The organism is Microcoleus sp. Pol7_A1 (assembly GCF_036701085.1).
GTDB classification, from domain to species: Bacteria; Cyanobacteriota; Cyanobacteriia; order Cyanobacteriales; family Microcoleaceae; genus Microcoleus; species Microcoleus asticus.
The window spans coordinates 30,292-53,135 of the sequence record NZ_JAUBQD010000031.1 but is presented as its reverse complement, the minus strand read 5'-3'; the positions used below and the strand labels follow the sequence as shown (position 1 = coordinate 53,135).

Here is a 22,844-nt window from a genome sequence, read left to right as displayed (position 1 = left end):
AACCGGAGACTAAATTAGTAGATGCACCCTGATTAATTAACTCCCGACCAATTTTGGCCGGGTTTTTTTTTCGTATTTCACCCCAAACCACAAATTTTCCCAAATTTTCCCCAACTGTCCGGAATAGGTACGCCTTGAACCGGAGACTAAATTAGTAGATGCACCCTGATTAATTAACTCCCGACCAATTTTGGCCGGGTTTTTTTTTCGTATTGCAGCCAAAACCGCAAAATTTTAATAAATCAAGAATTATCCGCGTTAATCTGCGTGCATCTGCGGTCAAAAATCTAATTTGTCCCGAACATCGTGCTAGCCACTGCAAAGTAAATAAAGATGCACCCTGATTAATAAACCCCAGCCAATTTTGGCCGGGGTTTTTTTTAGCTCAAAAGCTGCATTAACCAATTAGGCTAAATCGCCTCAAAAGACTGCACCTCAAGCACCGGGCCGATCATAGCAAAAGTCATCACATCCTTGCGGACTTCACCTTTAACACTGACTTTCAAACCAGCTTTTTTCAACCCAGAAGGAGCATTCTTAAGTTCGTAAGTTTCCCCATCTTCGCCAACCAAAGCCCAAGTACCGGGACCCAATCCTTTGCGTTCAATTACACCTTTGACAGTAATACTCATGCCGATCGCACCTCTGTTTTAATTGCTAAACGCGCCAGTCCGAAACACAGAAAAGCATTGACAATCAAAAATGTTTGTGATACCAAACCTGTGCCCAATCCCCAGACTGCGGGAGACACAAAAGCATTCACCGCTAAACTGCTGGCAAAACCGATCGAAATTGCGATCGCGATCCACTTCCACTGTTGATGTCCCAACAGCAAAGCAATCAAAATCCCAGGAATCAAAACGCTAGCAAAAATGGGATTCAGCATACTGCTGCCATTAATTGCGCCGCCGAGTTCGGGAATAGAACTGCCCATCACCCGCATCGGCCACTGCGGCAAGTCAAATACAAACAGATTTCGCAGGCCAAAGAACCCAGAACTGCCAGCAATCAAGCCGCCGGAAAAGCCCCAAGTCCACTGGAACGGAAAATAATTCCGCATAAAGAAAGCCAGCAGGTAAGAACCCAGCACCATTGCAATTTTAGGCAACAGGGCGACTGCACCGCCGTCAATCCAAAAGCGGGGGTTGAGATACCCGTTATCGCGCAGCCAGCGGAAGAAATCGCGGAAGTTGATTTGTCCGCGCTGGGCTAGCTGAACTGCTGCGGCTGCGTCTAGGTGTCCTGAACCAAAATGGTTTAACGGATCTTCAGTGACAGTTCGCGAGGACTGCAAGAGTACGCTGCGAATTGCGTCTGGTTCTGTGATGCCGGAGGCCTTGACAAGGGCTGCAACGGCTGCAACGTGGGGAGAAGCCATGCTAGTGCCTTGGTAGCCTTCAAAGACTTCGGCGCCGGTTTCCGGGTCGATCGTACTTTGCAGGATCTTGCCCATTTCAGAACCGCCCGGGGCTGCAATGTCAACCCCTGCGCCGAAATTGGAGTAAGAGGCTTTTTCGTCGTCGGGGCCGAGGGCGGAAACGCCGATGACGTGGGGATAGCGGGCGGGATAGGAAGCGGAACTGTCGCCGGAGTTGCCTGCGGCTGCGATGATGACAACGCCTTTAGAATGGGCGTAGTCGATCGCCTCTTCCATTAACTGACTTTCGCCGCCGCCGCCTAAACTCATGTTGATGACATCTGCGCCGTTGTCAGCAGCAAATTTAATTGCTTCGGCGATGTCGGAAACCGTGCCACCACCGCTGCCGCTTAACACTTTCAGCGGCATTAAAGCTGCTTCGTAGGCGATGCCCGCAACGCCGTAATTGTTGTTAGTTGATTGGGCGACTGTACCGGCGACGTGAGTACCGTGGCCGTTGTCATCGTAGGCTTCGGCGCGATCGTTTACAAAGTCGTAGCCCGGTACAAATTTGGTTTCTTTTAAGTCAGCGACTGGAGTAATACCCGTGTCAATTATCGCTACTGTTGTGCCGCTGCCTTTGGTTTCGTTCCAGGCAGATTCTACATTGATGCTGCGGAGATTCCACTGCTTGGTATACATGGGGTCGTTGGGAATCTCGAAAGCGCTGTAGACGTAGTTCGGTTCAATGTATTCGGTATCTTTAGCCAAATTTGATTTTCTCAGGGCGTTTAGCAAAGTGCGATCGCCCTTAACTACATATACATTGTCGCCTGCTGAGAATTCGCTGTTGAGTTGGGGTGCGACTTGGTACTGTTGGGCGATCGCATTTACTTCTTTCGCAATCTCAGCAGCACCCAAATCTTCGCGGAAATCCAGCACAATCGAGTCGTAAGTGCCTTGAGTAGCAAGTCCTGGGAAATTAGAAATCGCCCAGCCGAGCCCGATTAAAAATAAGCACAGAAGGAAAAACTTTTTCATGGCCGATCGTCCGTTTAGGGAAGGCTTGTTCCCCACAATAACCCAATTTTCACCGCCAGCGCCAGTTTTCCTTGCTGCGACTTGTGGGGATCTCGCACGCGGGCGTTTGGTAGTTTTCGGCGGTGGCTGTTGCTAGATCAAAAATTGCTCTAATTTCTAGTTTAAATTGCAGAGCAAGTTTTAGGAGTTCAATTAATTGTATCATTAGAGAAGATGAGAAACAGAACCTGGACTATTTTCAACAAGGGTATTGCATGGAAAGAGGTTTAATGTGGCTGCCGCTGCTGGCAATGTTTATCGGGCTGGCTTGGGCTGGATGGAACGAGTATCAAAAGCTCGAAGCGTATCGCGTCTGGGCCGAACAATTCGCTAAAGCCAAGTACGATATTTATGCTGTACTCGGTCAAAAAGAAGACAGTTTAACTTGGGGAAAACCTACTCGCAGCGGGCCTGTGAATTTGCAAACTTTTTCTTTAAAAGACGTGCAGTCGCTGCGGTTGTTAGTCAACTCTCAGGCAGTTGATTTAGAGTCGCCGCCGAGTTCGGGAAGTCCAATCGCCCTCGAATTTTTATTGAAAGATGCTGCTGCGGTGCAGGTTCCTTTTACAGAAATTCCTCTAGCGACTAAATGGGGAAAACACTTGCAGCAAGAATTGCAGCGCTTTAGGTAAAAGCAGTCTTCAGCGGGGCAGCGTATCAGATATGAACTCGGCTAGTTGAAGTTACAAAAGTCTGTAAAACTGGTAGTAGAAATAGAACTTACGCAACAAATCCTTTGAACTGCCATCTATAGGGGTAAAGTACCCACGGATCACCCGGAGGACGTGAGTTCTGGCAGTAAGTAGTAGAAGTAGTGTCCCCGTGCCTAGCCCGCTAGTGTTCCGTGCGTACCTTACAGTTAAAGTTATTGACCGTAAGCATCCAGGATACAAGCCCCCGGATTCATCCGTGGAGAAAGAAAAAACCTGTATCCGATAAAGGAGCCCCCGAATTTATCTGTGGGGTCAATGCTTTAATCTAAAATCTAAAATCTAAAATCTAAAATCGATTGACCAGCGCGTCCTAAAACAGCTAAATTGCCAGCCCCCAAACCTGCGGAATGCAAACACAAGAATTTTTACAGCGCTATCAACAGGGAGAGCGCAACTTTGGTCACATAGACCTCAGCGGCGCTAGTTTAAGCGGTGTTAACCTGCGAGAAATAGACTTCACTGGTGCTAACTTGACCGGTGCTAATTTGAGCTGGTCTTTTTTGAGCAATGCCAAGTTGATAGGGGCTTGTTTGCGCCGCGCGGATCTCCGCAGTGCGGGGCTGGCTGGGGCGAATCTGAGCGGGGCAAATTTGAGCGGGGCAAATCTTGCTAAAGCGGATTTGCGCCTTGCTTGTTTGGAAGCAGCAGAGCTCAATTGGGCCACGTTGCCTGAAGCGGATTTGGGCGGTGCTAATCTTCAAGGAGTTAAATCAGACCAAATTAATTTGGCTGGGGCTAAACTTGACGGCGCGAAGTTGATGGCGGCGGAATTGATGGAGGCGAATCTCAACCACGCCAGTCTAGTTGGTGCTAATTTAACGGGTGCTAATTTGCGGGAAGCGCATTTGGTGGAAGCGAATTTGCGATCGGCAATTTTGAGGGGTGTAAATTTGATTGAAGCTGACCTCAACGGCGCTCAAATGCGATCGGCAAATCTGACGGGCGCTGACTTGCACCGAGCTGTGCTGGCGGGGGCGGATTTGACTGAGGCGGTGCTGGATAACGCTGATTTGAGTCGAGCTAATCTGGCAGGTTCTTATTTATTGAAAGCGAGTTTTAAGAAGGCGCTTTTGCTGCGAGGTAACCTGCAAGGAGTGTATTTGCTGCGGGCGGATTTGAGCGAAGCTAATTTGCGCAGTGCTGATTTGCGGAAAGCTGATTTGAGTGGCGCTTATTTGATGGATGCGATTTTGAGTGAGGCAGATTTAAGAGAAGCTTGTTTGATTGAGTGCCGTTTGATTCGGACTAATTTGGAGGGGGCGCAGCTTACGGGTTGCTGCATTCAAAATTGGCAAGTTCAAGATGTCGATCTGTCGAGAGTTGACTGCAACTATGTTTTTACTGAGTTTGATTATACTGCGAAAGTTGCGGCAAATCGCTTGCCAGTCAATCGCGATTTTGAGTCCGGGGAATTGGGGAGGCAGCATCAAGAGGACAGTTCTATGGTGAAGGTGTTTTTTGATGAATCTCCTAATTGGGAGGCTTTGGTTTTTACGCTGCGTCGGGTGGAGTTGGAAAGCCGCGAACTCAAATTGAACGTTCAATTTTTTGAGTCTGCTGGAGAACAAAATTTACTGCGGCTGAGCGCGAACCGTTTGGTGAACGGCAAGATTTTGGGCGATCGCATTTTGGAGCTTTATCCAGATATGTTGGAAAAGGTTTTAGCCAAGGGCGCTGAAATTTTGAGTTTGCTCGATTTGGCTGTTCCTACTAACAGTGCGCAGCCGGCTGACCCGAGCCACAAGGAGGCGTTGCTCAGAAGACAGGAAATCTACCAGCGAATGGTGCGCCAAATTTCGTTTATTTTGATGTCTCAGACGCCGGATAAATTCTCTGAAAGCGTGCAGCGGCTGTTGGATTATTTGAAGCAGCAAGGTATCCCAACAGAGCAGATTCAAAAGAAAGTCATCAGTCAGGCGATCGTGCAGCGGGCGAAGCAAGACCCGGTGTTTCGGGAACAGTTGCTCACGTGGGAAAAAACGGCGTCCGATCGCGTTCGCTGTTCGATGATGGGGGAAGCGGTGCGGTATGCCATCACCCTTTTGATCGATTATTAACAGTTAATTGTTAACACTTGAAGTCGGCGACCCGCTAAAGCCGGCACTTGCTCTTCTGTGTCGCAAACTGCAAGAAATTGTGCAGCGGGCCAAGCAATACCAAGCTTTTCGGGAACAGTTGCTCACGTGGGAGAAAACGGCTTCGGATTGCGATCTTTGTTCGGTAATGGGGAAGCGGTGCGGTTTGCGATCGCCCTTTTGTGGCGCATAGACATAGAAGTGAAAAGCCAGTCCAGGGAGGACCGGATGCCTGCCTCATAAGAATTGTTGGATTGGTCAGGTCACAAATATAAAGGCTGCCTGTCACGAATGCTACTTATAGTCTGTCGCTACTTATAGTCTGTCAGATTATAGTTGTCATTGCTTAATCTTGCCCAATCTATGGATATTACGGAGCAATTTGGTAAAAAAGTTAGACATTTCAGAAAGCTCAGAAATCTTTCCCAAGATCGGCTTGCAGAACTATCTGAATTACATCGCACCTATATTGGTTCAGTTGAACGAGGTGAAAGGAATATAACGCTGCTTAATGCAAGCAAAATAGCCAAGGCATTATCCGTCAGTCTAGCTGAACTGGTAACTGATGATGACTGAAAGAAGACTAGAGCAAATTTTAGCAAGATACCAAAACTCATTTACCGAGAAAGTTTATGCAGAAGAAAATGAAGAACACGATATTTTAATGGATGTGTTTGGTATTTCTCCCATAATAAAAAAAGAGAATAGGCAATATTGGGGACGGGAGTTAGGTATGTGTTGGCAATTGTTAGTTACTGAAACGTGTAAAGCATATTGCAGTAGTTTTCAGCCAGCATTTAAAGTTGGAAGCGATGAGCCGTGCGATCTGATTGTTGATGGGTACGCAATAGATACAAAATATCGTATTGGCTCAGGAGATTCTGGAACACTGAAAAAGTTCAAATCTTATGGTCCACTACTTCGTACTTATAATTACGATCCCGTATTTTTAATACTTAGAAAAGATAATTTGCCCGCAGCTATTACAGCGTGCCAAGTAGGGACTTGGAAAGTTTACACTGGGGACGATTCGTTTGAGTTTCTACAAACAATAAGCGGGTTTGATTTAAAGTCATTTCTTATTGGAAAAGTGGGAGAATTCCCTGTATACCGCTGAAACTATCAAGGCGCTTGTTTATAATCTCTAAGTAGTCAGGTACTATTTCAATACCAACATACCTAATGCCAAATTCTTGCGCCGCCAGCAATGTGGTTCCCGATCCTGCGAAAGGATCGATTAGAAGAGAATTTTCCAAACGCGGTACAAATATTTCGACAAGCTTTCTCATTAGAGCAATTGGTTTAACTGTGCAATGGACGTTAAACTCCTCGTTTTTCTCACGATGTATACCTTCTAAAATATTCGACTGAAAACCACCGAACTGATCTTTAGTATAAAATAGACCAGTACCATACTCCTGTAGAGTTTCCAAGTAATTATTGACCAGTGGTTTTTGAAGTACGCAGATTGCTTCCCATTCGTTCCTCAGGCAACTGTGCCAACCATCCCATTTTTCATAATTTTCATATCCTTTCTTCTCCAACTGTTGTTTGATATTGACACCTTTAGGGATACCACTCGATCTTTTATAAACAAGAATATCTCTCGCATAGAAACCAGCACTTTCAAGTGCTACTTGCACGTGAGCAACAGTTCGTGTACTGTTGAAAACTAAAACTGTCGCACCCGGTTTGCAGATACGAAAAAGCTGCTCACCCCAATCAAAGCACCACTTCTCATACTCCAGAATGTTGTTACGATTCCTTTGATACCATTTTTTGTTTCTGACTCCACCAGCTAAACCACTGCCATAAGGAATGTTTTTAACAAGGGTTTTATTTCCCTTGCCATTGACTCTTTCAATACGCCTTTGAATTTCTGAGTCATCCCATTTATGACCAATAAATTCATAATTGTAAGGTGGGTCAGTAATACATGCAGAAACATAATTTTCTGGCAATGCCTTCATCACTTCACGACAGTCGCCAATCAAAACTTCATTTGAGGGAGTTTTTTTCATTAGTCAGGCAGTTAATCAATATGATACTTATAGTATTCTTTTGGGAGCGGTCAACTAGAATGAAGCACTTCTGTCTGAAAAGACTCAGGCAGTTCTTCTAATTTTTATAAAATGACTGGCTGTGTCATGGTTTCTTATCATCACAATTAATTTTCGGAAATGTCTAAAGGATTGTTTCTGTTTACCAGTCTTGGCTGCGCAGGTGGCGACCCGCTAAGGACCGCACTTGCTCGTCGGTGTCGGAGACTGCAAGCGATCGCAACAACGGCACAACTCCCGGATTTTCGGGATAATGTTCAATAATCGCTTCGAGTGCTGTAAACCTGGGATTGTAAGGAAAAGAACCGTTTTGATTGTCAACATCGCTCAAAGCTCGATCGCGCAAAAACTCAAACATTCCCGGCTCGTCTTTCCATCCCCGCATTAACTCTACCAGGGCGATCGCCCGCACCTGCGAATCTTCATCCTCTTGAGCTCTAATTTTCAGCCACTCGAAAGTTTGAGACTGATTTGTCGACCCCCGGGCTAACTTTTGCAAAGCGATTTGCCTGACAGCGGGACTCTCATCGTCCTGTGCTTTAGCCTCCAGCATCCTCCAAGTTTCAGCACCCGAAAGCCAGTTGCGAGCGACTTCCTGCACCGCAGCTTGCCGCACCAGCGCTTCCCCAGAATCAAGCTGAATTTTCAACCACGGCAAGGTTTCCGGCTCGTCTAGCCATCGCCGCGCTATTTCCCGCACCAGCACGCTCAGCAAGTGAGAATCTTGCTCCGACTCGACCAGGCTTTTGAGGAAAGGCAGCGTCTCGCCCCGGTGAGACCAGCGTCTTGCTATCTCTTCCACGGCAGTTTCTCGGACGTTCAGGTGTCTGTCTGACTCGGCGAGATTTTGCAACCAGGCAAAGACTTCGAGACTTGCTGACGGCAGTGCGGCGACAGCTTCCACTACTACTTGCCGCACAGTCCAATAATCGTCAGAGTCAGCAATTTTTTGCAGCAGGGGCAGGGTTTCTGGGTGGTCGGGCCAACCTGCGGCTATTTGTTGCAGGGCTATTTCGCGCAGTTCGCTGTCGCGATCGCTCAATGCTATATTTTTCAAAAAAGTTAGAGTTTCGGGGTTCAAGGGCCAGCCAGAGGCAATTGCTTCCACTGCTGACCGCCGGACGCTGGAACTCTCGTCGGACTCGGCGAGATTTTTGAGCAGCGGGTAAATGTCTGGTTCGCCGGGCCAGTGCGAGGCTAATTCTTCTAAGGCTGCTGTCCGCACTTCTTTGCTGCTGTCGGATTCGGCTAGGGTTTTCAGCAGCAGGCAAACGTCTGCCGCCGCGGGCCAGCCCGCTGCCAACTCCCGCACCGCTACTGTTCGCAGGATAGAACTTCCTGTCTGGGCAAGGTTTTGGAGCAGGGACGCCGTGCCTAAAACGCTGTGCCAACGTCTGGCTATTTCTTGCCACGCTGCGACTCGCACTCCCAAATTTTCGTCGTATTCGGCGGCGGTTCTCAGCAACAGTAAGGTATCGGTGCGATCGGGCCAATTAGAGGCCAACTGTTCGAGTGCTGCGGTGCGGACTGCGGGACTTTGATCGAACTGAGCCAAGGCCGTTAGCAGCGGCAAGGTATCGCTCGTGTCTGGCCAACCACAAGCCATTTCTCGCACACAGGTCGATCGCACTGCCCAGCTTCGATCGGATTGGGCGAGGTTTTTGAGCATCAGGTAAATTTCTGGCTGGTCTGGCCAACCGCGGGCTATTGCTTTGACTGCTGTGGCCCGGACTTCGCCGCAGTCGCTGGAGTGAGCGAGTATTTTCAGCCAAGGCAGGGTTTGCGGGTCGTTTTTCCAAGTTTGGGCGATCGCGGCGATCGATCGATCGCGAATTTGATAAGTTTCCTGCCATTCTTGAGCGCTTTGATAAAGAATCAGGAAACCCGTGCCGTATTGCGATAACTTTTTTAAGGCCTTTAACAGTTTTTTTTCTGTTGTTTTTTTAACGCCATTTTTAACTTTTAACAGGCATTGCGCTGCTAAAAACAAATTAATAAATTTTTCTTCTTGACCGTTTTGAGCTGTCAAATATTCTATAATTTCGCTGGCTGTTTCTTTGTCGAGCTTGGCTGCAATTTCTCTCAGAACTTCGTGCAAAGATTCGTCCCGCCAGTGCTGGCAGAAAACTTGTGTGTTGAGTTCGCTCCAAGTCAGTAGACCGATTTTGAGTTGCGCGTGGATTAACTCTGCCACTGTCTGGGGATTATTTTCGGAAACAAGTTTTTTTAAGAACATACCGATATCCTGCCCATCGAGTTTGTTTGCATTAAAAATCCGAAACCAGATCCAGTATTAGTTTAGAGTTTCTTAAGCTTTCCTGGAGTAGGTCGCCGATCGACTCCATTTTATACCAAAACTACTTGCTCGGTCGCATCCTAATGCAAAATCCGCCCCTACCCACAGGAATGTTAGGTATTGGCGGATGGCGAGCTAAAAATTGAGCAGCGCAATCTAGCTAACAGCTACTTGGACGCGATCTGCTGCCACCCGAACCGTAAAAGTCGGAATTTTTACCGTTTCATCGTCCAAACACTGACCCGTAGCCAAGCTAAAATTCTGCTTGTAAATCGGAGAAGCAACTTTCAAAGTGCCGCTGCGATCGCCCACAAGTCCCCGCGACAACACAAAAGCTTTGCTAAACGGGTCGTAATTGCTAAGCGCATAAACTTCATCCCCGTTTCCCACTCGGAAAACTGCCACTTGTTCCCCTGCAACTAAAGCGCAAACTCCCGTATTCGGGGCGATCGCATCCAGAGAACACACATCTATCCAAGTAGTCACAGTATCCGAAACTTGTAATGATTGAACCATCTTCTTTTCTTGTTAATTTACTTTAATCTCGTTCCCAATCTCCGGCTGGGAACGTAGGTTTCGAGGCTTTGCCTGACGGATCGAGGAGGCAGAGCCTCCGGGAATTCATTCCCCGGCAGAGCCTGGGAACGAGATTAAACGAGATTAAATCTTGCTCCCTCTCCTGATTCAAGGGCAGGGCTGGGGAGGGGTTATTCCGAAACTCCAGCCAGAGCCTTTTCATATTCGTAAGGAGGCCGCGTTTGTCCCCGTTCCGCAACACGAACAATACTGGGATCGGGCAAATCGGAATTCACAAAATGCTGGAACCGCTGCACCTTTTGCGGGTCTTCAATCGTCGTTTTCCACTCACATTGATAAGTATTCACTAAATGTTCCATTTGCCCTTCCAGCTCAGCACAAATGCCCAGAGAATCCTCAATAATCACCTGTTTTAAGTATTCAATTCCGCCCTCAAGCTTGTTAAACCAAGTAGCAGTGCGTTCCAATCTGTCTGCCGTGCGGATGTAGAAAACCAAGAATCGATCGATATACTTAATCAAAGTTTCCTTATCGATATCCGTCGCCAGCAAAACCGCGTGCTGCGGCTTAATGCCGCCGTTGCCGCACACATACAAATTCCAACCATTCTCCGTCGCAATTATCCCAAAATCCTTGCTTTGAGCTTCCGCGCATTCGCGAGTGCAGCCAGAGACAGCAGATTTGAGCTTGTGGGGCGATCGCAAACCGCGATACCGCAATTCAACTTCGATCGCCAAACTCGTTGAATCCTGCACCCCAAAGCGGCACCAAGTGCTACCCACACAAGATTTTACAGTACGCAGAGCCTTACCGTAAGCGTGTCCCGACTCAAATCCCGCATCGATCAACCGACGCCAAATATGGGGCAATTGATCCACCCGAGCTCCAAACAAATCAATCCGTTGTCCGCCAGTAATCTTAGTATAAAGCCCAAACTCCTTAGCAACTTCCCCCAAAACAATCAACTTATCCGGCGTAATTTCTCCCCCCGGTATTCGCGGCACCACCGAATAAGTACCGTCTCGCTGAATGTTTGCCAAAAAGTAATCGTTCGTATCTTGCAAACCGACGTGAGACTTCTCTAAAATATGGTCATTCCAAGTAGAAGCCAGCATCGAACCAACAGCAGGCTTGCAAATTTCGCAACCCTTACCTTTGCCGTGTCTTTCAATTAACTCTTCAAAGGTTTTAATCTCTTGAGAGCGTACTAAATGGTACAATTCTTGACGGGAATATTCAAAATGTTCGCAGAGATGATTTTTGACGGTGAAGCCAGCTTTTTTCATCTCCGACTTGAAGATATCCGTCACCAAAGGCACGCAGCCGCCGCAGCCCGTACCAGCTTGAGTGCATTTTTTGACGCTGGGGACATCAGTTAAATTGCGATCGCGAATCGCTTCACAAATCTGCCCTTTACTGACATTATTGCAAGAACAAATTTGAGCCGAATCCGGCAAACTGTCCACACCCAAGCCAGTAGATGCTCCGCCCGATCGCGGTGGCATTAACAAATCTTCAGGATGCGGCGGCAGAGCAATTTCATTTTGCATGAATTGCAGCAAAGTGCCGTAAGCTGAGGCATCTCCTACGAGAATTCCGCCTAAAATGCGGCTGCCGTCTTGATTTAAAACTAATTTTTTGTAAATGCCTTGGAAAGTGTCAGCAACAACAATTTCTTTAGCATCTGCGGACTTAGCAAAAGCATCTCCAAAACTAGCAACATCCACTCCCAAAAGTTTGAGTTTAGTGGACATATCCGCACCTGTAAAATTGCTTGTGGGACGGGCATCTTGCCCGTCATCCGCTGCACGGCTCAAAATATCTGCCGCTACGCTTGCCATTGTATACCCAGGCGCAACTAAGCCGTAGATACGATTTTGATAAAGCGCGCATTCTCCGATCGCATAAATGTCAGGATCGGAGGTTTGGCAGCTATCATTTATGACTATGCCACCGCGTTCTCCTACTTCTATACCGCAACTTCTGGCAATTTCGTCGCGGGGGCGAATGCCAGCAGAAAAGACAATCATATCTGTTGCTAATTCCGAACCGTCAGCAAACAGCATTTTAGTAACTTTGCCATCTTCGCTAACAATTTCTGTTGTAGATTTGCTGGTGTGAACCGAAACTCCCAACTCTTCTATTTTGCTGCGGAGAATCGCACCGCCAATTTCGTCAACTTGCACGGGCATCAGCCGCGATGCAAACTCAACAACGTGAGTTTTTAAGCCCATATTTTGGATAGCGTTAGCACATTCTAGACCTAACAAACCGCCGCCAATTACTACGCCAATTTTGCAATTTTTAGCGTAATCTGACATCGACTCCAGGTCGTCAATTGTCCGGTAAACAAAAGTCCCTGTAGCGTCTTTGCCTTTAATGGGCGGTACAAATGGATAGGAACCGGTCGCGAGAACAATTTTGTCGTAGGGAACTTCTAAACCATTGGCTGAAGAGACTGTTTTCTGTTCCCGATTGATGGCTACTGCTTTGTCGCCGATGTGAAGCTTTATGTCATTTGTGTGATAAAATCCTGGTGCAACTAGAGATAAATCTCCCGCTGTTTTGCCAGAAAAAAATCCGCTGAGGTTTACGCGATCGTAAGCAACGCGCGGTTCTTCACAGAAAGTAATTAAATTCCAGTGTTTGGCAGCATCTGAGTTGACCATTAACTCTAGGAACTTGTGACCTACCATGCCATTGCCGATTACAATGAGGTTTTTTTTGGCTGTCATTAGAATCTCTTTTATCCCGTTTATCAGTCGTTGGGTTTATTAATATAAGACTTGACGGTAAAATTTTGTAATTAGAGATACAAAAAATGGATGTTTATGCAATTGTCGAATACTCTCGATTGCATTTTTGCATGATCTCTGCGATCGGCTTAAGTAGGTGCGCCAGTCGATTTTAGATTTTAGATTTTAGATTTTAGATTTTAGATTTACTCCACAGTGAAGTAGGTGTGTCAGTCGATTTTAGATTTTAGATTTTAGATTTTAGATTTACTCCGCAGTTAAGTAAGGTGCGTCAGTCGATTTTAGATTTTAGATTTTAGATTTTAGATTTTAGATTTTAGATTTACTCCGCAGTTAAGTAGGGTGCGTCAAGTAAGTGTTTTTGACAAAACGATTAACATCTTACTGTGACGCAGCTTACAGTTTTCTAATTTTTAATTATTATTTAAGCTCCCATGCCCGAATACTGCTTCAAACCCTGCCGCCAAAGCCAGCGATTCCACACAAAAAACACCGCACCCCAACCCAGCATCATCAACAAACCGCGGCCCACATCTACGGGTAATCCGATCAAGATGGAAGCGGGAAAATGAATCAAATAAGGAAACGGCGTCCACAAAACTACTTCGCGCACGGGTGCGGGAAACACTTCTAGCGGCGCGATAACTCCCGATAAAAACAGGTACATCAACTGCCAAAATTGTTCGATCGCGCTTGCCCTTTCCAGCCAAAAAGCAAACAGCGCAAAGGTATACTGTATCAGGAACCGCAAGCAAAAAGCCAAGACGACAACCAACAAAAACAGCAAAAACCTGCCCAAACTCGGCAGCCAAAAAGCCTGCGGGTAAAGTGCAAAAAACAGCAGCACCAATCCGAATACAAACGGCAGCCTCGCAAACCTTTCGGAAACGTGAGATACAAAGTGGTGCCATACGGGATCGAGAGGCTGCAACAATCTATTAGATAGCCTGCCTTGCACTACTTCCTTTTCAAACTCCCAAATTACCCAAACTACATTTATTTGCCTGACAATGAAAGTGGCTAAAAAATAACGGGCAAAGTCGATCGCCTTCAGCCCAAATTGACCAGTTTCGGCCGCCTGCATCCAGACACCCATCAAGATAAATGGCAAAGCTCCCGACAGCGCCCACAACAACAATTCTGCCCGGTATTCGAGCATATAAGCGTAGTAGGTAACTAGCAAAGTTTTAGAAATTTTGATGAATCGTTTCATGTCAATCTTAGTTTTTTAATGGGTCAACATTAAGGTGCGCATTGCGCACCCTACAAATATAATTTATGCGTGAATTATGCTACACTTTTCCCGTGCGAAAAACTCGACCTATTACCTCTTCAATTGGCGGATCGGTAACAGTCAAATCTATCACGTCCAAATCCGCCAAAATCTTCGCCACGCTCACCGTCAGCTCTTCCCTTTTGACCAAAAAACGTACTGAGTTTCCCTCAATTGATTCTACCTCTCCGTAACCAAAAGCGCTATCTTTTGCCAGCGGATGGGCTAATTCTACCTGAACTTCTCGATAAGGTGCAAACCTGTCGAGCAATCCGTCCAAACTGCCATCATAAACTAATTGACCTTCATGGATTAACAAAACGCGCTTGCACAAAGCAGTAATGTCAGCCATGTAGTGGCTCGTCAACAGCACCGTTGCTTGATAGCGATCGTTATATTCTCGCAGAAATTGCCTGACGCTAAACTGTGCGTTTATATCCAAACCTAAAGTCGGTTCATCTAAAAATAATACCTCCGGCTGGTGCAGCAGCGCCGCCATCAATTCAGCTTTCATGCGTTCGCCTAAAGAAAGCTTGCGCACCGCCTGATTTAACTTGCCTTCTAACGACAGCATCTCTGTCAATTCTCCGACTCGCCGCCGATAATCTTTATCGGGAATGCCGTAGACAGCGGCATTGATTCGCAGAGAGTCAAGCACGGGTAAATCCCAAATTAACTGCTGTTTCTGGCCCATCACTAACGTGATTCTTTGGAGAAAATCTGCTTCGCGACGGAAAGGAGTACGATCGCACACTCTCACAGTACCAACAGACGGATAAATCAAACCAGTCAGCATTTTCAGCGTAGTAGTTTTGCCCGCACCGTTAGCGCCGAGAAATCCCACCACTTCCCCAGGTTCAATACTGAAAGAAACGCCCTCAACTGCTTTGACATTGCGGTAAGTGCGGTTAAAAAAGTGCCGCACTGTTCCTTTAAGTCCCGGTTCTTTAATCGCTACCGGATAAACTTTGCTCAAGTCTTCAACTAAGATAATTGGCATCGGCTCAAATTTTAACTTTTATTTTAATCTAGGATACTTCCATCAGGCTTGTGCCAAGATGAATCCATAGAGCTGTCTAGTAGGGTGCGCCAGCGATTGCTCGATCGCTCAGATAAAGTAACTGTGTTCTGGCACACCGTACTAAGCTGTAGAATATTGCAAAATATCCACGATCGCATCGCACAAACTTTACAACTATACAACTATGGTACTCACCCCAGATAATTCAGACATCTCTCGTTTGGTAGGAGACAATTCTTCTGAAAATATTACACTGGCACCAGGACAACTTGCTAGTTTTCCTGGGGGAGTTTGGATGCTGGGCGGCAATGATACTGTCAGGGGATCGTCAGATGCAGAACGGATTTTCGGCAACGATGGTAAAGACAGTCTGTTAGGTGGTGTCGGCAGTGATTCTATTTACGGTGGCAAAGATGATGACGATGTGTTAGGAGAAACTGGCGAGGATTTCTTGACAGGAGATAGAAATAGCGATTTCCTTGATGGCGGTGCGGGAAATGATTTGCTGCGCGGTGGACAAGGTGTTGATTTGTTAGTTGGCGGTGAAGGCAGCGATACTTTAATTGGCGACAGAGAGGTGGATATTTACCAAGGTGGTGGGGGGAGCGATGTCTTTGTTGTTCGAGTCGATCAAGCGGGAAGCAGAGTAGCTGGAATAGAAGTTCCTGACGCGGTAATTGTGGATTTTGATAAATCTAGCGATTCGATTGGAATTAGCGTGGCATTTACGAGCAGCAATATCTCTTTAGAAGAGGTAAGTTATAGCTTGAACGATCCGAGACTGCTGCTGATAGATCCTGCAAATATATCGGGAGGAACGAGTTTGTTAGCCAAGGGCGGGATCTCGCAGCGAAGTCTCGATCCCGATGGCAATGGCCGCGTAGAAGCTACTAATATTAGATTCGGTTTTACTAATGCTTTGTTGGGGACTGTGTTGAACGTGACCCCAGCCGATTTAAACGACCGTTTTATTAATGCTAATTCTTTGCTTTGAAGCAGCTAGTTGATTAATTATCTCTCAAAAACGGGCAAGATGCCCGTTCCACAAAAAAAACTCAGTTTTTGTGGAACAGGCATCTTGTCTGTTCTTCAGTTGCCCTTTTCCATTGCCCACTGCATCAAACCGGGGAACAACCGATAAGCTTCCGACGCCAAAAAAGCAGGGCCGACGGTAACTTCTGCACGCTGATTTTTTACAGCATCCCAGATAGCTTGAGCAATATCTTCCGGCTGATTTGCCCAGTCAGATTTTAGCATTTGGCTCATTTTCTGGCGGCGCAATTCGACTGCGGGCTCGTCTCGATCGCGAAATAGAGCTCTTTCTAAAAAATCGCTGTTAATCAAGCCCGGATGCACGGCGCCAACGTGAATACCTTGAGGCGCTAATTCCAATCGCAAAGTTTCTGTTAAACCGGTTACTGCATATTTGCTGGCGCAATAAGCAGTCATTTGAGGCAAAGGCATTTTGCCGCCAATGGAACCCACATTGACTATTGTCCCTGTTTTTCGTTCCAGAAAATAATGTGGCAAAATTTCTTGAATTGTGTTAATGCAGCCCCAAAAATTGGTATTCATTAATTGCTGCCAGTCTTCAGAGGTAGTTTGCTCGATCGCCCCGCGAGACAAATGCCAGAATTGTTAACCAAAACATCGATACTGCCGCAAGTATATAGGGCTTTTTGGACGATCGCGCGCACTTGTTGAATGTCGCCAACATCCCCCCCAATAGCAACAGCGGAAGTGCCTTCTCGCTGCACTTGACCCGCTGTTTGCTGCCAATCTCTCTGGCTGGCGGGTCACCATCACCACATCGTAACCTTTACTTGCAAATAAAATTGCTGTTGCTTTGCCGCTTCCTTGAGAAGCGCCTGCAATCAAAACTGTAGGATCTATAGATAGTTATAAATTTTAAGTGGGAAAATCGTTTCCTGCGCTCTTGAAACTCTAACAGAGGTAAGGTGCTTTTTGGCTCACTCTATATAGATAGTTTTTCTTAATTAAACCAATTTTTAATAATACGCGATCGGGCTTTTTTAACGAACCCCGAAGGCGCGAAGGAAGAGAGAAGAGGAGAGGAAAAGAAGAGAATAGAAAATATTCATAATTTGTGCGAAAATTGCTTTGTAAATTTTCCCAATGCCCAATGCCCAATGCCCAATGCCCAATGCCTAAAAAATGAATCTTCCGAAACAACCGCCGAATTGGTCGATCGCCCTAGTGTTAATTATCGGCGTTTTAGCCGTCTCAACTTCCTCAATCTTAATTCGGCTGGCGAACATTTCAGCAGGGGCGGACGGCTTCGGTTTCAGTCTGGTACTCGCCGCCTCTCGCCTGAGTTTATCTGCTTTAATTCTGCTTCCGGCTTGGCCGAAAATTCAGTGGAACGCCCTGCAAACGGGAGCTCGGCGCTATGCTGCTGCTGCGGGTTTGTGTCTCGCCCTGCACTTTGCCCTTTGGATAACCTCACTTTCTTATACTTCGATCGCCGCATCAACTGCCCTCGTCACCACTAATCCTGTCTGGGTAGCGCTTTTGTCGCGCTTCTGGTTCGGGGAAAAACTCAGCAAAATGTCGATCGTTGGCATTACTATAGCGCTTGGTGGGGGAATGGCGATCGCCCTTGGAAGTGCGGGCGCAGCCAATGCCGGCAGCAGCCAACTGCTGGGCGATTTCCTCGCTCTGGCCGGTTCCTGGGCCGTCAGCTTGTATTTGCTGCTGGGCCGGGAAGCTCAGCGGCGGGGACTGGGAATTGGTGGCTATATCGCGATCGCCTATACTGTTGCTGCGATCGTCCTGCTGCCTCTCCCCCTCGCCTTCGGCACCAGTTATACTAATTATTCGCACATTGTATATTTTTATATTTTGTTAACGGCCGCCTTGCCTCAATTAGTCGGCCACACCATTTTGAACTGGGCCGTAGTGCAAATTTCCCCAACTCTGGTAACTCTTGCGATCTTGTTTGAACCGGTTGGGGCGAGTTGTTTGGGTTATTTGCTCTTTGGGGAAGTGCCGGGGCCGACGGTACTCGCAGGTGCTGCGGTGCTGCTGTTGGGGGTAGCAACCGCTACCGTCGGAGCCAAAAAAATCACAGTCAACAGTTAAGAGTTAACATTTTTCAACATTGCCAGTACAGTGGCCGTGAGTCAGAATAAAACTGATTAGGCCTTAAAAACAAAAATAACTCATCATTTAAATATCGCTTCCAAACTATCAAATGTCTGAGTAATGACTAATAACTAATGACTAATGATACTCGGGGGTCTTTCGGAGAATAAAATTATGCTGCCAGAACAACTACAGCGCATCATCGGCTACTTTCTCGATGAAGCCACAGAATACATCCAAATCATCGAACAAGGCTTGCAGGGCCTGCAAAACACCGTGGCAGCTCCCCCCCAAAGGATACACCACCTGATCCGAGCCTCGCAGTCGATTAAAGAGGGAGCCGCTATGCTGGGATTTAGCAGCATTCAGCGAATTGCCCATCGCTTGGAGGATTATTTAAAACTGCTCCGAGAATGTCCGATCGCCGTTGATAGCAGGCTGCAATCGCTGTTAATCGAAGTTTTTGATATTTTAGCAGCGCTCGTGTCCAAGGTTTCCAAGGGTTTTGGGATCGACCACGAAGACGCAAACCAAATGCTCTCCCTCGCGGAACCGGTTTTTGACGAACTCGACGCTTACCTGAGAGTGCTCATTCCCACTCGTGTGACTGTCAGAGCTAGTACGGACGAACACATTCACGTTTTCTCCGGTTACTGCACTTCACTGGGCGAATTTTCCTCGGCTATTGCCTCGCGCGTCGGTTTGCTCGGAGGCATTATTACCCGCCACGAGCAGGCAGACTTGGGCATACGCCTTTATATTGACATTTACCTGCCGCTTAACAGCAGGATCGAAAACATCCGCCAAGCTGTCGAACTCTCAGGCGCTATTATCGGGACTGTTCAGACGCAGCGCGACTTTTCGCTGCTGGCGAATCGAGATTATCCGGTTTACCAAAGGGCGATCGAACCTCCGGCAATTTGCACCGGATGCCGCTATTATTACGGCAGAAGCGACGGTGGCTACCTGCTCAACTGCACGATCCATCCCCGCGGCCCGGAAACAGAAGATTGTCGCGATCGCGAACCGGAATAAGTAGTAGAAAATCTGGACTGTGAGCCCAGATTTGGAACCAGGGAAAACTTTCTTCTCAAACCAATATTCTCCCTGACATCTTTCACACTACCCCCGGCCAAATTCTTTTTGAGTTCCTAGATAACTAAATCCTTCTCTCCCAAATAAGTAAATCCTTTTTCTTTCTGAAAGCTCCCCTAACAACTGATACCGCTAGTCGAATTAATTGCATCAGGCTTGCAGGATGAGCGATCGCCCAGATATTAATAGCCAGACAAGTAATTGCCATAACTAGCAAGATATATGTCGGAAGCATTACTACCCCGATGGCGAACCAGGTAAAAACGTGAAGTATCATTGCTGTAGCCCAAAGGCTTGCCACAATCACAGACGCCCAAACTTGCATTCGAGGTCGCTTTAGCCCTGTGAAAATCGCTGTCTGCAAAGTAGTCAGCAAGTTTGCCGGAACTAAAAAGGCACAGATAGCTATGCAGTAGGTATGAGAAAACTCAGTAACTGTATTGAAGTCGAGCATTAGTCTAATTGTCGGGCCTGTTGGATATACTTAAAGAGCTTAACGTGACTTGACTTTTAGATCGTGTCACCCTTACTTTAACTTAATATTTTCCTCAGTAGGCCGCTCTGGAGACTCATTTCTCTGCCCCTTTTCCTGCAGGTAAATTTTTACGACAAATATTAAATTTGTGAAAAATCATTAAAACTTCTTGAAGAATGGCAAGAATTGCTGCGATAATTAACATCGGGGATCGATAGTATAGAAGAGCCAACTCCGTAAAATATCGTAAAATATATAGAATACCCGCACCGATCGAACAGCAATACAACGGCAGGCTGATTTTCGACTCCATCATTTTCGACTCGCTGATTCTCGGATGATTGCTAGCGTCACTCCAGGTTTCGAGCCGTTATGCGATCGAACAATATGAGATTATGGAAAAGCCAATTTGCTCTCAAATCTCTAATCAATAGAACCCTCTCAAATTTTTACAGCGGAAAATAAAGAAAATGGATCGACAAATCACAATTCCCGCACTCGAAGAAGTTGACTTGACAAATTGCGACAGAGAACCCATTCACCTATCGGGACACATTCAGCCGCACGGGGTGCTGCTTGTTGTACGAGAACCTCAACTAGAAATACTGCAAGCCAGCGAAAATACGCAAGATTTGTTAGGAGTAGATGCAGAAAGTGCGATCGGTCGAAATTTGAGCTTATTCTTCAATCGAGTTCAACTAAAAAAACTCAAGCTTTGTTTGTGTAATGAAAACTTAAAAACCGTTAATCCCATTAAACTATCTGTCATAAACAAAGGTAAATATTTAGAATTTGACTGCATCCTCCACCGAGTAGAAGAAGTATTGATGGTCGAGTTGGAATTAGCCACCAGCCCAGAAAATCTTTCTGTTTTTAGTTTTTATCATTCAGTGAGAGCCACTATCAGCAAAATTCAAAGCGCCCCAAATCTCAAGGAATTATCTCAAATAACTGTAGAAGAAGTGAGAAAAATATCAGGTTTTGATAGAGTGATGGTCTATCAATTTGACCACGAAGGCAACGGCGCTGTAATCGCTGAAGACAAATCAGAAATGCTGAGTCCTTTCTTGGGATTAAACTACCCAAGTTCAGATATTCCCAAACAAGCCAGACAACTGTATTCGTTAAATTGGCTGAGGTTGATCCCAGATATTAATTATCAACCAGTCCCCCTTGTTACAGGAAAAAATGCTGTTACAAATCAGCCCCAAAACCTCAGTTTCAGCGTGTTGAGAAGCGTTTCACCCATTCACATAGAATACCTGCAAAATATGGGCGTTGTAGCTTCGATGTCAATCTCGTTAATCAAAGACAAAAAACTGTGGGGATTGATTGCTTGCCACCACTATACACCAAGATACCTCAACTATGAATTGCGTGCAGCCTGCGAATTTATCGGGCAAGTAATGTCCTTAGAACTGCAATCAAAAGAAGGAAACGAAGACTACGACTACAAATTACACTTAAAATCTATTCAAACCAAGATTTTTGAAGACATATCCACCTCCGAAAACTTGTCAGAAGTGTTAGTTAAATGTCAGCCTAATTTGCTGGAAGCAGTCAACGCCCAGGGAGCAGCAATAATATTTGGAGACAATTGCTATTCAGTCGGGAAAACACCTCAGAAAGAATCGCTCAAATACTTAACTAAGTGGGTGCAAGAGCATTTAAATAAAGAAATATTTTATACAGACTCGCTGACCAAATGCTATCCAGAAGCTGAGGAATTTAAAGACACGGCTAGCGGGTGTTTAGCCATAGCAATATCACCGACTCAGAAAATATATGTTTTGTGGTTTCGCCCGGAAGTAATTAAAACAGTAAATTGGGCTGGCAACCCCAACAAACCAGTTCAAATAGAGGAAAATGGCAACCAGAGACTATCTCCTCGGAAATCCTTTGAGCTGTGGAAAGAAAATGTAAGGTACAAATCGTTGCCTTGGAAAAAATGCGAAATAGACGCTGCATTGCAACTGAAAAAAGCAATGATTAATATAGTGCTGCGCCAAGTAGCCAAACTCGAAAAATTAAATATAGCACTAGAAGAATCAGTAGCCAGAGAACGCGAAAAAACTGCTCATCTAAAAACAGCGATGTCCGAGCTTAAGCGGGCGCAAACTCAATTGGTGCAAAGCGAAAGAATGTCTAGTTTGGGACAGTTAGTGTCGGCGGTAGCTTATGAAGTCACTAACCCGATTAACTTCATATACGGAAATCTTAGCTATGCCAACGAATACAGTCAAAAAATGATCAATTTATTGGAGCTTTACAACCAGCAATATCCGTCGCCTTCGCCAGAAATTCAAGCACAAATAGAAGCAGTTGAATTAGAGTTTATAGTTGAAGACTTACCGAAGTTGCTGGGTTCAATGAAAGTAGGAGCTAACCGCATCCGCGAGATAGTTCAGTCGCTGCGAAACTTCTCTCGAATTGACGAAGCAGAGATTAAACCCGTTGACATTCACGACGGATTGGACAGCGCTTTGCTGATTTTGAGCAACCGACTCAAACCGAAGCCCGATCGACCTTCAATTCATCTCATCAAAGAATACGGCTGTCTGCCTTTGGTTGAGTGTTACGCAGTTCAGATCAACCAAGTATTTATGAATGTACTGGCAAATGCAATTGATGCTCTCGAAGATGCTTTTGTCAACAAGAATTTATCGCCGCACTACGGGGGCGAACAAGAGCCCGTCAAGTGGGGACAAATTCGGATCGTGACTGAAGTTTGTCCGGGAGAAAAAGCGGTAGCAGTTCGGATCGAGGACAACGGTTGGGGCATGACCCAAACAGTTCGCCAGAAAATATTTGAGCCGTTTTTTACCACAAAACCGGTGGGCAAAGGTGCGGGGATAGGTTTGACGATTAGCCACGAAATTGCGGTGGAACAACACGGCGGCAAATTGACTTGCATTTCAGCCCCCGGAGAGGGAACGGAGTTGATTATTGAGATTCCCTTGAACCAAACTCATCCCAAACCCATTGTGAAGTGAAAAAAAGT

19 protein-coding genes and 1 pseudogene are annotated in these 22,844 nt (G+C 46.2%); 9 read left to right on the top strand and 11 right to left on the bottom strand.

Translation table 11 applies throughout. The features are described from left to right. Positions 1–410: 410 nt before the first annotated feature. Both QUA20_RS18130 and QUA20_RS18125 read right to left on the bottom strand, forming a co-directional pair. Positions 411–632 (bottom strand): hypothetical protein, encoded by a 222-nt coding sequence (locus tag QUA20_RS18130; protein ID WP_333190456.1) that lies wholly within the window; start codon positions 630–632, stop codon positions 411–413. Further along, a complete protein-coding gene (locus QUA20_RS18125; protein WP_333190454.1) occupies positions 629–2,398 on the bottom strand; it encodes a S8 family peptidase in 1,770 nt (589 codons plus the stop codon). Before QUA20_RS18125 ends, QUA20_RS18130 begins: the two co-directional genes overlap by 4 nt. Positions 2,399–2,652: 254 nt before the next feature. Here QUA20_RS18125 and QUA20_RS18120 point away from each other — a divergent pair, with 254 nt between their 5' ends. The 5 genes from QUA20_RS18120 (at position 2,653) to QUA20_RS18100 (ending at position 6,342) form a co-directional block, all read left to right on the top strand. Then, entirely contained in the window at positions 2,653–3,069 is a 417-nt protein-coding gene (locus QUA20_RS18120; RefSeq protein ID WP_333190452.1) for a hypothetical protein, read from the top strand. 428 nt (positions 3,070–3,497) lie between these two features. Continuing rightward, a complete protein-coding gene (locus QUA20_RS18115) occupies positions 3,498–5,207 on the top strand; it encodes a pentapeptide repeat-containing protein (RefSeq protein ID WP_333190450.1) in 1,710 nt (569 codons plus the stop codon). A 7-nt stretch (positions 5,208–5,214) separates the two neighbouring features. Then, positions 5,215–5,418: a hypothetical protein gene (locus QUA20_RS18110; RefSeq protein WP_333190449.1), complete on the top strand. Its 204-nt coding sequence runs from the start codon at positions 5,215–5,217 to the stop codon at positions 5,416–5,418. Between the two features lie 170 nt (positions 5,419–5,588). After that, the gene (locus QUA20_RS18105) at positions 5,589–5,801 is read left to right on the top strand and encodes a helix-turn-helix domain-containing protein (RefSeq protein WP_015176535.1); all 213 of its coding nucleotides are present in this window, start codon (positions 5,589–5,591) and stop codon (positions 5,799–5,801) included. Beyond that, the gene (locus QUA20_RS18100; protein ID WP_333190446.1) at positions 5,791–6,342 is read left to right on the top strand and encodes a hypothetical protein; all 552 of its coding nucleotides are present in this window, start codon (positions 5,791–5,793) and stop codon (positions 6,340–6,342) included. Before QUA20_RS18105 ends, QUA20_RS18100 begins: the two co-directional genes overlap by 11 nt. Here the strand turns inward: QUA20_RS18100 and QUA20_RS18095 are convergent. From QUA20_RS18095 to QUA20_RS18070, 6 genes are all read right to left on the bottom strand, one after another. Next, complete coding sequence (locus QUA20_RS18095; protein WP_333190445.1) at positions 6,305–7,246, bottom strand: DNA methyltransferase; 942 nt, start codon at positions 7,244–7,246, stop codon at positions 6,305–6,307. The genes QUA20_RS18100 and QUA20_RS18095 overlap by 38 nt on opposite strands. A 181-nt stretch (positions 7,247–7,427) precedes the next feature. After that, on the bottom strand, positions 7,428–9,521 hold the full coding sequence (locus QUA20_RS18090; RefSeq protein ID WP_333190443.1) for a HEAT repeat domain-containing protein: 2,094 nt from the start codon (positions 9,519–9,521) through the stop codon (positions 7,428–7,430). Between the two features lie 216 nt (positions 9,522–9,737). Then, positions 9,738–10,097 (bottom strand): nitrite reductase small subunit NirD, encoded by a 360-nt coding sequence (nirD, locus tag QUA20_RS18085; protein WP_333190441.1) that lies wholly within the window; start codon positions 10,095–10,097, stop codon positions 9,738–9,740. Positions 10,098–10,288: 191 nt separating this feature from the next. After that, positions 10,289–12,853, bottom strand: coding sequence for a nitrite reductase large subunit NirB (nirB, locus tag QUA20_RS18080; protein WP_333190439.1), 2,565 nt, complete (start codon positions 12,851–12,853; stop codon positions 10,289–10,291). A gap of 445 nt (positions 12,854–13,298) precedes the next feature. After that, positions 13,299–14,087: an ABC-2 family transporter protein gene (locus QUA20_RS18075; RefSeq protein ID WP_333190438.1), complete on the bottom strand. Its 789-nt coding sequence runs from the start codon at positions 14,085–14,087 to the stop codon at positions 13,299–13,301. Between the two features lie 79 nt (positions 14,088–14,166). Continuing rightward, positions 14,167–15,147, bottom strand: coding sequence for an ATP-binding cassette domain-containing protein (locus tag QUA20_RS18070; RefSeq protein ID WP_333190436.1), 981 nt, complete (start codon positions 15,145–15,147; stop codon positions 14,167–14,169). 205 nt (positions 15,148–15,352) lie between these two features. On the opposite strand from QUA20_RS18070, the gene QUA20_RS18065 reads away from it, so the two are divergent. After that, positions 15,353–16,162, top strand: coding sequence for a calcium-binding protein (locus QUA20_RS18065; protein ID WP_333190434.1), 810 nt, complete (start codon positions 15,353–15,355; stop codon positions 16,160–16,162). 95 nt (positions 16,163–16,257) lie between these two features. On the opposite strand, the pseudogene QUA20_RS18060 reads toward QUA20_RS18065, so the two are convergent. Continuing rightward, positions 16,258–16,895, bottom strand: a pseudogene (locus tag QUA20_RS18060) (SDR family NAD(P)-dependent oxidoreductase). Then, positions 16,807–17,046, bottom strand: coding sequence for a hypothetical protein (locus QUA20_RS18055; RefSeq protein WP_333190432.1), 240 nt, complete (start codon positions 17,044–17,046; stop codon positions 16,807–16,809). Before QUA20_RS18055 ends, QUA20_RS18060 begins: the two are co-directional and overlap by 89 nt. A 297-nt stretch (positions 17,047–17,343) precedes the next feature. On the opposite strand from QUA20_RS18055, the gene QUA20_RS18050 reads away from it, so the two are divergent. Together QUA20_RS18050 and QUA20_RS18045 are read left to right on the top strand one after the other, a co-directional pair. After that, positions 17,344–18,270 carry a DMT family transporter gene (locus QUA20_RS18050; RefSeq protein ID WP_333190430.1) on the top strand — a complete coding sequence of 309 codons (927 nt, stop codon included), beginning with the start codon at positions 17,344–17,346 and terminating at the stop codon, positions 18,268–18,270. 177 nt (positions 18,271–18,447) lie between these two features. After that, positions 18,448–19,308, top strand: coding sequence for an Hpt domain-containing protein (locus QUA20_RS18045; protein WP_172184899.1), 861 nt, complete (start codon positions 18,448–18,450; stop codon positions 19,306–19,308). A gap of 124 nt (positions 19,309–19,432) precedes the next feature. On the opposite strand, the gene QUA20_RS18040 is transcribed toward QUA20_RS18045, so the two are convergent. Then, on the bottom strand, positions 19,433–19,822 hold the full coding sequence (locus tag QUA20_RS18040; protein WP_333190427.1) for a hypothetical protein: 390 nt from the start codon (positions 19,820–19,822) through the stop codon (positions 19,433–19,435). A gap of 491 nt (positions 19,823–20,313) precedes the next feature. Here QUA20_RS18040 and QUA20_RS18035 point away from each other — a divergent pair, with 491 nt between their 5' ends. Continuing rightward, positions 20,314–22,836, top strand: a complete 2,523-nt coding sequence (locus tag QUA20_RS18035; RefSeq protein ID WP_333190426.1) for an ATP-binding protein — start codon at positions 20,314–20,316, stop codon at positions 22,834–22,836. Positions 22,837–22,844: the final 8 nt, after the last annotated feature.

What these genes read in the sequence shown, in the direction of transcription:
- QUA20_RS18130 (WP_333190456.1), bottom strand. Translation starts at nt 632, where the DNA reads ATGAGTATTACTGTCAAAGGTGTAATTGAACGCAAAGGATTGGGTCCC.
- QUA20_RS18125 (WP_333190454.1), bottom strand. Translation starts at nt 2,398, where the DNA reads ATGAAAAAGTTTTTCCTTCTGTGCTTATTTTTAATCGGGCTCGGCTGG.
- QUA20_RS18120 (WP_333190452.1), top strand. Translation starts at nt 2,653, where the DNA reads ATGGAAAGAGGTTTAATGTGGCTGCCGCTGCTGGCAATGTTTATCGGG.
- QUA20_RS18115 (WP_333190450.1), top strand. Translation starts at nt 3,498, where the DNA reads ATGCAAACACAAGAATTTTTACAGCGCTATCAACAGGGAGAGCGCAAC.
- QUA20_RS18105 (WP_015176535.1), top strand. Translation starts at nt 5,589, where the DNA reads ATGGATATTACGGAGCAATTTGGTAAAAAAGTTAGACATTTCAGAAAG.
- QUA20_RS18100 (WP_333190446.1), top strand. Translation starts at nt 5,791, where the DNA reads ATGATGACTGAAAGAAGACTAGAGCAAATTTTAGCAAGATACCAAAAC.
- QUA20_RS18095 (WP_333190445.1), bottom strand. Translation starts at nt 7,246, where the DNA reads ATGAAAAAAACTCCCTCAAATGAAGTTTTGATTGGCGACTGTCGTGAA.
- QUA20_RS18090 (WP_333190443.1), bottom strand. Translation starts at nt 9,521, where the DNA reads ATGTTCTTAAAAAAACTTGTTTCCGAAAATAATCCCCAGACAGTGGCA.
- nirD (WP_333190441.1), bottom strand. Translation starts at nt 10,097, where the DNA reads ATGGTTCAATCATTACAAGTTTCGGATACTGTGACTACTTGGATAGAT.
- nirB (WP_333190439.1), bottom strand. Translation starts at nt 12,853, where the DNA reads ATGACAGCCAAAAAAAACCTCATTGTAATCGGCAATGGCATGGTAGGT.
- QUA20_RS18075 (WP_333190438.1), bottom strand. Translation starts at nt 14,087, where the DNA reads ATGAAACGATTCATCAAAATTTCTAAAACTTTGCTAGTTACCTACTAC.
- QUA20_RS18070 (WP_333190436.1), bottom strand. Translation starts at nt 15,147, where the DNA reads ATGCCAATTATCTTAGTTGAAGACTTGAGCAAAGTTTATCCGGTAGCG.
- QUA20_RS18065 (WP_333190434.1), top strand. Translation starts at nt 15,353, where the DNA reads ATGGTACTCACCCCAGATAATTCAGACATCTCTCGTTTGGTAGGAGAC.
- QUA20_RS18050 (WP_333190430.1), top strand. Translation starts at nt 17,344, where the DNA reads ATGAATCTTCCGAAACAACCGCCGAATTGGTCGATCGCCCTAGTGTTA.
- QUA20_RS18045 (WP_172184899.1), top strand. Translation starts at nt 18,448, where the DNA reads ATGCTGCCAGAACAACTACAGCGCATCATCGGCTACTTTCTCGATGAA.
- QUA20_RS18040 (WP_333190427.1), bottom strand. Translation starts at nt 19,822, where the DNA reads ATGCTCGACTTCAATACAGTTACTGAGTTTTCTCATACCTACTGCATA.
- QUA20_RS18035 (WP_333190426.1), top strand. Translation starts at nt 20,314, where the DNA reads ATGGATCGACAAATCACAATTCCCGCACTCGAAGAAGTTGACTTGACA.